The 9,197-nt window shown below is 66.5% G+C and carries 11 protein-coding genes; 6 read left to right on the top strand and 5 right to left on the bottom strand.

What is annotated here, in order from left to right; all coding sequences use genetic code 11:
* Positions 1-568 (top strand): TetR/AcrR family transcriptional regulator (locus ACFWF3_RS13445; protein WP_379313897.1); only part of this gene is annotated, 568 nt, incomplete at its 5' end.
* 96 nt (positions 569-664) lie between these two features.
* Here ACFWF3_RS13445 and ACFWF3_RS13440 read toward each other — a convergent pair.
* Both ACFWF3_RS13440 and ACFWF3_RS13435 read right to left on the bottom strand, forming a co-directional pair.
* The gene (locus ACFWF3_RS13440; protein WP_379313896.1) at positions 665-1,717 is read right to left on the bottom strand and encodes a hypothetical protein; all 1,053 of its coding nucleotides are present in this window, start codon (positions 1,715-1,717) and stop codon (positions 665-667) included.
* Positions 1,718-1,833: 116 nt separating this feature from the next.
* Positions 1,834-2,772: an SDR family NAD(P)-dependent oxidoreductase gene (locus ACFWF3_RS13435; protein ID WP_379313895.1), complete on the bottom strand. Its 939-nt coding sequence runs from the start codon at positions 2,770-2,772 to the stop codon at positions 1,834-1,836.
* A gap of 187 nt (positions 2,773-2,959) precedes the next feature.
* On the opposite strand from ACFWF3_RS13435, the gene arfB reads away from it, so the two are divergent.
* The 3 genes from arfB (at position 2,960) to ACFWF3_RS13420 (ending at position 4,937) form a co-directional block, all read left to right on the top strand.
* Positions 2,960-3,388 carry an alternative ribosome rescue aminoacyl-tRNA hydrolase ArfB gene (gene arfB / locus ACFWF3_RS13430; protein ID WP_379313894.1) on the top strand — a complete coding sequence of 143 codons (429 nt, stop codon included), beginning with the start codon at positions 2,960-2,962 and terminating at the stop codon, positions 3,386-3,388.
* A gap of 173 nt (positions 3,389-3,561) precedes the next feature.
* Entirely contained in the window at positions 3,562-4,260 is a 699-nt protein-coding gene (ribB, locus tag ACFWF3_RS13425; protein WP_379313893.1) for a 3,4-dihydroxy-2-butanone-4-phosphate synthase, read from the top strand.
* Positions 4,257-4,937 (top strand): HAD family hydrolase, encoded by a 681-nt coding sequence (locus ACFWF3_RS13420; protein WP_379313892.1) that lies wholly within the window; start codon positions 4,257-4,259, stop codon positions 4,935-4,937. Before ribB ends, ACFWF3_RS13420 begins: the two co-directional genes overlap by 4 nt.
* Positions 4,938-4,954: 17 nt before the next feature.
* Here ACFWF3_RS13420 and pyrE read toward each other — a convergent pair whose 3' ends face one another.
* Together pyrE and ACFWF3_RS13410 are read right to left on the bottom strand one after the other, a co-directional pair.
* The gene (gene pyrE, locus ACFWF3_RS13415; protein WP_378989868.1) at positions 4,955-5,506 is read right to left on the bottom strand and encodes an orotate phosphoribosyltransferase; all 552 of its coding nucleotides are present in this window, start codon (positions 5,504-5,506) and stop codon (positions 4,955-4,957) included.
* 127 nt (positions 5,507-5,633) lie between these two features.
* Positions 5,634-6,473, bottom strand: coding sequence for a LysR family transcriptional regulator (locus ACFWF3_RS13410; protein WP_379313891.1), 840 nt, complete (start codon positions 6,471-6,473; stop codon positions 5,634-5,636).
* Positions 6,474-6,578: 105 nt separating this feature from the next.
* Here ACFWF3_RS13410 and ACFWF3_RS13405 point away from each other — a divergent pair, with 105 nt between their 5' ends.
* Entirely contained in the window at positions 6,579-7,304 is a 726-nt protein-coding gene (locus ACFWF3_RS13405; RefSeq protein ID WP_378989872.1) for an SDR family NAD(P)-dependent oxidoreductase, read from the top strand.
* 96 nt (positions 7,305-7,400) lie between these two features.
* On the opposite strand, the gene ACFWF3_RS13400 is transcribed toward ACFWF3_RS13405, so the two are convergent.
* The gene (locus ACFWF3_RS13400; protein ID WP_379313898.1) at positions 7,401-8,030 is read right to left on the bottom strand and encodes a maleylpyruvate isomerase family mycothiol-dependent enzyme; all 630 of its coding nucleotides are present in this window, start codon (positions 8,028-8,030) and stop codon (positions 7,401-7,403) included.
* 565 nt (positions 8,031-8,595) lie between these two features.
* On the opposite strand from ACFWF3_RS13400, the gene ACFWF3_RS13395 reads away from it, so the two are divergent.
* The gene (locus ACFWF3_RS13395) at positions 8,596-8,991 is read left to right on the top strand and encodes a MerR family transcriptional regulator (RefSeq protein WP_379313890.1); all 396 of its coding nucleotides are present in this window, start codon (positions 8,596-8,598) and stop codon (positions 8,989-8,991) included.
* Positions 8,992-9,197: the final 206 nt, after the last annotated feature.

Here is a 9,197-nt window from a genome sequence, read left to right as displayed (position 1 = left end):
AGACAGGGATGTGCCGATGCGGGAGATCGCCCGGCGCGCCCAGGTCGGCCCCGCCACCCTCTATCGCCATTTCCCGACCAAGGAGATGCTGGTCGCCGAGGCGTTCACCGATCAGATGCTCGCCTGCCGGACTCTCGTGGACGAAGGGCTCGCCGACCCTGATCCCTGGCACGGCTTCTGCCGCACCGTCGAGAAGCTCTGCGAGCTGCAAGCCCGCGACCATGGATTCGCCGCAGCCTTCATGTCCGCCTACCCGCACGCGCTGGACTTCGCCGCGATCCGCAACTCCTCGCTCACCGGCGCCGCCGAACTGATCCGCCGCGCCAAGAACACCGGCCACCTGCGCCCCGACATCGTGGCGGACGACCTCATCCTCATGATCATGGCCAACAACGGCATCCATGCGGGCACATCGGCAGCACGAATCGCGGCCTCGCGCCGCTTCGCTGCCCTCATGATCGAGGCGTTCCGGGCCTCACCGAGTTCTGTACCGCTACCGCCGGTGCCACGATTGATGCCCCCGATGCCCCGACGCAAGCCTGGCAGAAACGCGGATGATCGGAGGTAGGGCTGTGCCGACCACGGGCAGTGGGCGGCCGAGTCGGTTCGTGCGGTGAGCGAGTGAGGTCCACCGACTGCGCCCGCTCGGGCTCGGGCGAGGCGGTCAGTAGTTGAAGTCGGGTGCGTCGATGGGAACGACTGGGGGCCAAGGGTTGTGGTGCAATTCGCGCTCGGGGATGCGGACGCCGTGGAACCAGCCGTGGGTGGGGTCGGTGGGGGAGGTTTCGCCGGCGTCGATGTAGTCCAAATGCAGCCAGGACCATTGTTCGTGCGCGGGGCAGGGGCCGGTTCGCGCGCCGGGATCGCTGACTACGTCGGATTGGACGAGAACGTCGAGGTGGTAGGCGGCGGAGAACCAGCGTGCGGTGTCGCGTGCGGCGGGATCGGGGTCGCGGTGCCAAGTGGTGCTCAGCGCGCGCTCGTCACCGAGACCGCCCGCGCCTATCGAGCGGGCGGCCAAACGTCGGACCATGGGCGCAGATTCGGTCAGGTCCGCGCATATGCCCTGGGTGACAAGGGAATTGGCGTAGTGTCCCGGTCCGTTCACCGAGATCATCACCCCACCGGGGATCCGGCGGTCGTGATGACGGCGCAGATGGGCACCGGTATGGAACAGCTGCACACTGCCTTTGAACAGGCGCAGCACCCCGTCGCTACCGCGCAGCGGGATCGCCTCGGTATAGATCACGTCGGGCCGCACGAGTGCCAGTTCGGTGAGGTACAGCGATGCCAGCTCGGTGCACAGACGGGCGAATGCGGGGCCTGGCCGGGCGTGAGCCAGACACCGGCTGTTGAAGATCACCAGAAAGGCACTGCTCAATCCGCGCGCGGCCCGCTCCTTCCAGGTGCGTCGGTCTGCGGCGATGCGGGCTGAGATCGCGTGCGGCCCGGCCGCGAGCGTCTGTTCGCCGACCCAGCACAGATCCATCGCCAATCCTCGCGCTGGTGTGCCGGACTTGGTGGCCATCCGTCCGAAAACACACGGCTGGTGCCGGGCCGCCCAGTCCAGAAACGCCGCGCGTTTGGTCTGCTCATCGGCGGCGGACAGCAGAATCTCGTTGGCGGCGTCGATATCGGGGCCGAACGATGTTCCTGCTGGAAATCGGGGCAGTTCGGAGAGTGTGTCGAGCGAGATACCAGCCGGAATCGGTGTCATCGTTGCCTCGGTGTCGGGGGCGATGAAGCTTCTGGACCGGCCAAGTCTGCCCTGCGGTCATCCCGATCGCACGCCGCCACTCCGTGTGGCTGAACGCGGTGCCGAACCGAAATGGGTCACTGCCGAGTCGGTGCGGAAGGACGCACGAATGGATCGACGCCAGCGAGTGCCGCACTGGCGGCCCACAGTTCGGCAGCAGTGTCGTGGTCGGTCATGTGCGCGTGGGGCGTTTCACGATGCGGTTGCCCTCGAAGACCGAACACCCTTGGCCCCCAGAGTTGCCCGCCGTCTATCTCGCTGTCGAGAACGGCTCGGACAATGGTGGCGGCCGCCGCGTGTTTGCCGTGTAGCGCAACACCCGCGGGTAGTCCGCGCAGGCGCTGGGCGGTGGTGCGAACGAACAGCGGTGGCCGAGACGGTGTCAGTGAGTCCAAGGCACCGCCGGGGTGGACGACAATGCTGGCGATGTCGGCAGCATGCGCGCGCAGACGACGATCCAGTTCGAAACCGAACAGCATTTGGGCCAGCTTCGATCGCCCGTAGGTGCGCTTGGGCCGATAGTCGTGCTCGGATTGCAGATCACCGAGATCGAGTCGCTCCGACCGCGCGGCGAAGCTGCCCACCGTGATCACCCGGCTGTTCGCTGTCGCGGCCAATAGTGGTGCCAGATGTGCGACCAGTGCGAAGTGCCCGAGATGGTTTGTCGCGAACATCAATTCGTGTCCGTGAGCACTCATGCGACGATCGGGACCGGACAGCAGGATTCCCGCATTGAGCACGATCGCGTCCAGACTGTCGACATCGAGGGCGCCCACCGTCACCGACAGTGCGGACAGATCCGAGAGATCCAGACGCACGCACCGCAGTCGTGCATCGGGAACCCGTGCCCGGATCGCGCGTACCGCGAGGTCGCCCTTGGTGGTGTCGCGGCAGCCCAGCACCACCGTGGCACCGTTGGCCGCGAGCTGCTCGGCGGTGAAGTATCCGATGCCCGCGTTGGCACCGGTCACCAGAATGTTCTTTCCCTCGGCTCGTCGGCCGCTGTGCCACGTCATGTCATCGACTCTGACAGCGGACCCTTGCACCGCCCTTGCACGCTACTGTCCTGGCGTGCGAAGGGACGGCCTGGTTGTTTCCCGCCGACAAGGTCATCGCTATCGTGAACGACAAGGTCACTGTCCAGTCGGACCTGGGCCGACCCGGCCGAGGTGGCTGTTCGATCGGAGAGAGTGGCGTCGGATCATGGCAGAGGACCTGACCGTGACTCGGGGGCTGGTGATACCCGCGTCCGAGTTGCGCGAGCGGTTCTCACGGTCGTCCGGCCCGGGAGGGCAACACGTCAACACCACCGACAGCCGGGTAGAGCTGTCCTTCGACCTCGCCAACTCACCCTCGGTGCCGGAGTGGCTGCGCACCCGGATGCTCGACCGCCTGGCCACCCGCCTGGTCAACGGTGTCCTCACGATCGCCGCATCGGAGCAGCGCGCACAACTGCAGAACCGCGCGGCCGCCCGCGAACGCCTGACCTCGCTACTCCGCGATGCCGCTGCCGCCCCGCCACCCGTTCGCCGCGCCACCAAGCCCTCGCGCGGAGCGAAGGAACGACGCATCTCCGCGAAGAAGCGGCGCGGTGTCACCAAACGCAACCGCCGCGCGTCCCCCGACGACTAGCCGACGGCATCCCTCGGCGGCGGCACAACAAACGAAATATTCCGCGAGGTCAGGCCCGGAACAGCAATATGCGGCCGAGCGGATGCTTCGTGCGGTTGATGGGGGCTGCGTGCACAAGCCCCGGGGCGTACGATCACAATGATCTTGGTTTTCTTTCTTGCCTGCTGTGTTGAGTGCGTGATTTCACTCCCATGACCTGGACAGGAAGGCCAATGATGACCGTTGCAGCGAGCACACACGACCGAGCGAATCTCTTCGATGAACTCGATGATGCGATCAGCGAAATCACCGCTGGCCGGCCAGTGATCGTGGTCGACGACGAGCACCGCGAGAACGAGGGCGACTTGATCATGGCCGCCGAACTGGCCACGCCTGAAACGCTCGGGTTCTTCATTCGCTACACCGGAGGAGTGGTGTGTGCGCCGATGTCGGTCGAGCGGGCCGAGCTGCTCGGGTTGCCGCCGATGACCGCAATGAATCAGGACTGCAAGCAGGCCGCGTTCACCGTGACCGTCGATGCGGTAGCGGGCGTGGTGTCCGGCATCTGCGCGGCCGACCGAGCCGCTACCCTGCGCGCACTGGCGGACCCGGCTACCCGGCCGGAAGATCTTCAACGGCCGGGCCACGTATTCCCATTACGAGCACATCCTGACGGGCTCGCGGCGCGTCAAGGTCACACCGAAGCCGGAGTGGAATTGATGCGGCTGGCCGGCCTGTCCCCGGTGGCGGCGATCAGCGAGGTCTGTCACGACGACGGGGCGGTGATGCGGTTGCCCGCATTGCGTGCCTTCGCCGATTCCCATGAGCTGAAGCTGATTTCGATCGATCAGCTCATCGCCGCCACCGGAACCACGGCGCCCGTTCCCTCATGAGGGAGTACGTCGAGGCCGTCTTGTTCGATCTGGACGGGACTCTCGCCGCGACCATGGAGCCCTGGGACCGCTGCTGGGCGCAATACGCCGCCGACCATGGCCATATCTGGACCGATGTCGACCGACACAGGACGCATGGCCACGGTGACTGGGCCCAGTATCTGGCCCGGGTGTGTGGTGTCGATTCCGTCGATCAGGTCATCGCCGATTGCGTGAGGGCGATGATCGACCAGCTCGAGGCCGGTCACATCGAGTTGCTCCCGGGGGTGGACGCGCTGCTGAGGGCGGTCACGAGCCGGGCGGTGACCGGTGTGGTGTCGGCTTCTCCACGCCGGTTTGTCGCTGCCACCCTCGATCATTTCGGCCTGCGCCGCTCCCTGCAGGTCGTGGTCGCTCGTGAGGACCAGACGCAAACCAAGCCCCACCCGCAGCCCTGGTTGCATGCCGCGGCCCTGCTCGCAGTCGACCCGAATACTTGTATAGCAGTGGAGGATTCGGTGGCAGGGATTCGGTCAGCGCATGCGGCAGGGATGCGGGTGCTGGCGATCCCGAGCTGGGCGCCCGACCTGTCTCCGAGCGAAGCGAAACTAGCCGAGTATCTGGCCCCTGACCACCGCCACGCCCAGCAGTGGCTGAGCAGCATGCTCACCGAATCGGCCAGCACGATCACCCGCTGACGCGAATCACGTTGCTCCTACTGCTGATGCACGGTGTCGAGAATTTGTTTGGTCAGTACGGGGCGCACGGCCACCTGTACCGACGGGAGCTGGTTGATATCCGGGTTCGAGCGGTCGATCGCACAGATGACCGTGTCGACGATCGCTCCCCGCGATCGCAACTGCTCGGTCGCGGCGACGACCGCTCCACCGGTAGTGATGACATCCTCGATCAGCACGATGCGGCGGTCCCGCACGTCGCCGCCTTCGGCAAGCTGTTGTGTGCCATAGGGTTTCGCTGCCTTTCGGATGAACAGCGAGGGCAGTCCGGTCAACTGGCTCAGCATGGTGACGAGTGGGATCCCGCCCAACTCGAGGCCACCGAGCATCTCAGTGTCTTCCGGGACCAGTGCGACCATCCGTTCGGTGATTCGTCGCAGCAGCTGAGGATCGGCCTCGAACAAGTACTTGTCGAAGTACTCATCGGCAACAATTCCCGATCGCAGCTCGAAGGACCCACTCAGCCGACAACGCTGATCAATGTCGTGAGCGAGGTCGAAAAGAACCGGGTCGTTGCGAATGTCCAGCACGACATCATGTTCGCAGACTGTCCGCGACCCAACCACTCAGCCGTCAGTCGCCCAGCTCTTCGCGCTGCCATCGGCAGACGCGGACGTTCCTGACCGCGCGGTATACGGCATTTGCGGATGCCATCGCCTAGAGGTTTGTCGCCGTGCGGACGAGGTCGGCGATGGCTTGTGATCTGCTGTGTGGTGGCCAGGCGATGACGGTGGTGACGGCCGGTGCGTCCGGCACCGCCACGATGGCGTGCTCGTGGCGTAGCTGGGTTCGGAGCGACTCGGGCATGACCGCGCAGGCCCGGCCGAGCGTGATCAGCTGGGTCAACTGGGTATGGTCGCGAACCTGTGGGCCGGGGCCGTCCGGATAGCTTCCATCGGGTCGAGGCCATCGCGGTAGGGGCAGGTCCGTCAGGGCGTTGACCTCAGCCATCGACAGGTGAGTTCGGTCGGCGAGGGGGTGTCCCGCGGGCAGGACCACGATCTGCTGTTCGGTGTGCAGGTCCTCGGTATCGAATCCGGCCGTCGTGTCGTAGGGCCGGAGGAGCAGAGCGACGTCGGCGCTCCCGTTGCGTAGCAGGGCTTCCGGTTCGCCGGGCCCGCACAGCACCACCTCGACTGCGACAGCGCAGGGGTCGGCGGCGTAGGCGTCCAGCAGCTTCGACAACAGTTCGCTGGACGCTCCTGCCTTGGTCGCCAGCACCACACCGGGCCGGTCGGCAGCGGCGCGGCGGGTGCGGCGCTCGGCGGCTTCGACCGCTCCGATCGCCAGCCGGGCCTCCCGCAGCAGCACCGCTCCGGCCGGGGTCAACGTGATCGCGCGCGTAGTGCGGTGCAGCAGAACGACTCCGAGCCGGCGTTCCAGTTGCTGGATCGCCCGCGACAGCGGTGGTTGCGCCATCGCGAGCCGTTGCGCCGCCCGCCCGAAGTGCAACTCCTCGGCGACGGCGACGAAGTATCGCAACTCCCGCGTCTCCACCGGGCCATCGTATCCGGCACTCACCACGACCAATACCCGCGCGGTATCGACGCACACCCGATCGGTCTTGGACGTCCCACCCGTGTCCGCAGCATTGTCAACGGCATGAGTGAACGGACAATCGCGCTGGTGACCGGCGCGAACAAAGGAATCGGATTCGAGATCGCGGCGGGCCTGGGCGCCCTCGACTGGCGAATCGGCGTGGGCGCGAGGGATCGACAACGCCGCGACACCGCGGTGGAGAAACTGCGCGCGGCCGGAATCGAGGCGTTCGGCGTGCCGCTCGACGTGGACGACGACGCGAGTGTCGCCGCCGCGGCCGAGCTGATCGCCGACCATGCGGGAGGGCTCGACGTCCTGGTCAACAATGCCGCGATCACCGGCAGCGTGCCACAGACGCCCACCACGGTCGATCCCGCGACCGTGCGCGCTGTCGTGGAAACCAACGTGATCGGCGTCATCCGGGTCACCAACGCGATGCTGCCCATGCTGCGCCGCTCGGCAGCACCGCGAATCGTCAACATGTCCAGCAGCGTGGGCTCGCTCGCCCTGCAGACCGCTCCCGGCCTCGACACAGGCCCGGTTCCCACTGCCTACTCGGCGTCGAAGACCTTCCTCAACGCCGTCACCATCCAATACGCCAAGGAACTGGGCGACACCAACATCCTGATCAACTCCGGCTGCCCAGGTTTCACCGCCACCGATCTCAACGGTTTGCGAGGCGTCCGCACTCCAGCACAGGGGGCGGCGATCGCGATTCACCTCGCGACTTTGCCCGACGACGGACCGACCGGCGGATTCTTCGACGATGCCGGAACAGTGCCTTGGTGACAGGCGCACGGTGCGTCCGGGCGGTCCGGGCCCTTCCCCGGATCGCTGTTCACCGCACGGTCGTGACAGGTGCGGCCTCGGCGGAGGGGGACGGGATCATCCGCTGCGGGTGCCGGATCGAGCGGTCACCCGGTCGCGCAGTATCGGCACGCCGGGTCCGGCAAGGTCATCGCAGTACGTAGATCTGCCGGCCATCGCCATGGTCAGCGCGATCGTGGTCCCGCTGACGACAGGGCCGGACCCGGCCGCAAAAGGTCCGTCGGTCGCCTCCAATCGCAGGCCGTCGGTATTGCTGCGGCTGGTGACCGTGAAGTCACGTCCGGCGTAGAAACGCGCGACTTCGGTAGCGGATTCCGTCGACGGTGTGCGCGGTAGTCCGAGGGGACGCCGGATGTCTTGTGCGTGGACAACGACTTCACCGAGCCAGGCCGCCGTGGGTCCGGGAGCCGCAAGGGTGCTGGTGACGACCGCCCGGAACCGTTCGAGGGTTTCGGCGGGAGTACTCCCACGGTGCTCGGCGAGACGCCGGTTGTTGTGCTTGTCGAAGTCGAACCGGGCACCCAGGACGCTGGACAGCCAGCGCAGCCGTCCGATGCTCGCCGCTGCGGTGAGGTGCGCGACGACATCTTCGACAACCCAGTCCCCACACAGCGATGGCCGTCCCCACTGCTGGTCGTCCAAGCCGGCGAGATCGTCGGCCAGGGCGGCACGTTCGGCGTGGGCCATCGCCCACAGGGTGTCACGGGCCAGGGCATCCGACACGAGGTACCTCCAACACTCAGTCGCCTACGGGTGCGATGCGCACCTCACGGTGTGCGGCGAAACGGGCGCGCGGAGCCGCTTCGTCGTTCTGTAGTGCAGACGCCGCGATCTGCACAGACTCATCGGTGCGTGCGTTGTGAATGTCATGTGGCCATGCCGAGGGTTTCGAGAATCCAGCGTATTGCGCGGCGAGTCCTTGTGCGATACCGGCTGCGGGTTCAGGTCCTGGACGTAGTGGTTGGTCACGCCGGGTTCGCGCTACTCGCAGACCATGAACGTCGCGTCGAAGCGCACACCGACCACGCCGACGCCACGGCCGAGATAGTCGCGATGCGCGTCGGGCTCACCACCGCCCGGATTCCTGCGGTGACAGACTGAACCGCAGTCCTCGCACACGCGGGCTGCTCGCCGAACATGCCGAAACCGGCCGGCTGCTGAACTTCCTTCTCGAATCGTCGCTTGGGCGCGGCCCCAGCTGACCGCATCGGAGGCCCTCCGGGCTGGGAGCACATCGGCGTAGCCTCGCAGGATGCGGATCGGCGAGCTGTCCAAGCGCACGGGCGTGAGTCCGCGCTCACTGCGGTACTACGAAGCGCAGGGTCTGCTGACCAGCTCACGCTCCGGCGCCGGGCAGCGCCACTATTCCGATGCCGAGGTCCAGCGTGTGTCGCTCATTCGGCAGCTGTTCGCCGCGGGTATGTCCAGCCGGGTGATCGCGACCGTGCTGCCGTGTGTGGACATTCCCGGTGACCTGGGTGTCGCCGAGGAGACGTTCGCGACGATGACGCGCGAGCGCGACCGGATCGACGCCGAGATCGCGCACCTGACCGAGAACCGAGATGCGCTCGACGCGCTGATCAGGGTCAACAGCCGGCACCGGGCGGAGCTGTCGGTGGCCGCCGAACCGGTGGCGCGGTCGGCCTGATGCTGTGACCTGCACCTCGATCGGTTGCCTCTTACATCGGTGTGAGGGGTGAGGATGGCTACAGAGCCCGGAATCACCGGGGCCGGTCATTCGAGAGGCGGCGGAAAATGGGGCAGGCGTGGGGTTTCGGCAGGTATGGCGGGCCCGAAGTGCAGGAGTTCTTCGATCGTCTCGATCCCGTTCCCGGTCGCGGCGAGGTGCTGATC

Origin of the sequence: Nocardia sp. NPDC060220 (assembly GCF_042727815.1) — a bacterium.
Lineage (GTDB): Bacteria > Actinomycetota > Actinomycetes > Mycobacteriales > Mycobacteriaceae > Nocardia.
Note: the sequence above shows the minus strand (reverse complement) of the source record. Positions and strands in the feature narration are given on the sequence as shown.

What these genes read in the sequence shown, in the direction of transcription:
- ACFWF3_RS13440 (WP_379313896.1), bottom strand. Translation starts at nt 1,717, where the DNA reads ATGACACCGATTCCGGCTGGTATCTCGCTCGACACACTCTCCGAACTG.
- ACFWF3_RS13435 (WP_379313895.1), bottom strand. Translation starts at nt 2,772, where the DNA reads ATGACGTGGCACAGCGGCCGACGAGCCGAGGGAAAGAACATTCTGGTG.
- arfB (WP_379313894.1), top strand. Translation starts at nt 2,960, where the DNA reads ATGGCAGAGGACCTGACCGTGACTCGGGGGCTGGTGATACCCGCGTCC.
- ACFWF3_RS13420 (WP_379313892.1), top strand. Translation starts at nt 4,257, where the DNA reads ATGAGGGAGTACGTCGAGGCCGTCTTGTTCGATCTGGACGGGACTCTC.
- ACFWF3_RS13405 (WP_378989872.1), top strand. Translation starts at nt 6,579, where the DNA reads ATGAGTGAACGGACAATCGCGCTGGTGACCGGCGCGAACAAAGGAATC.
- ACFWF3_RS13400 (WP_379313898.1), bottom strand. Translation starts at nt 8,030, where the DNA reads ATGGCCCACGCCGAACGTGCCGCCCTGGCCGACGATCTCGCCGGCTTG.
- ACFWF3_RS13395 (WP_379313890.1), top strand. Translation starts at nt 8,596, where the DNA reads ATGCGGATCGGCGAGCTGTCCAAGCGCACGGGCGTGAGTCCGCGCTCA.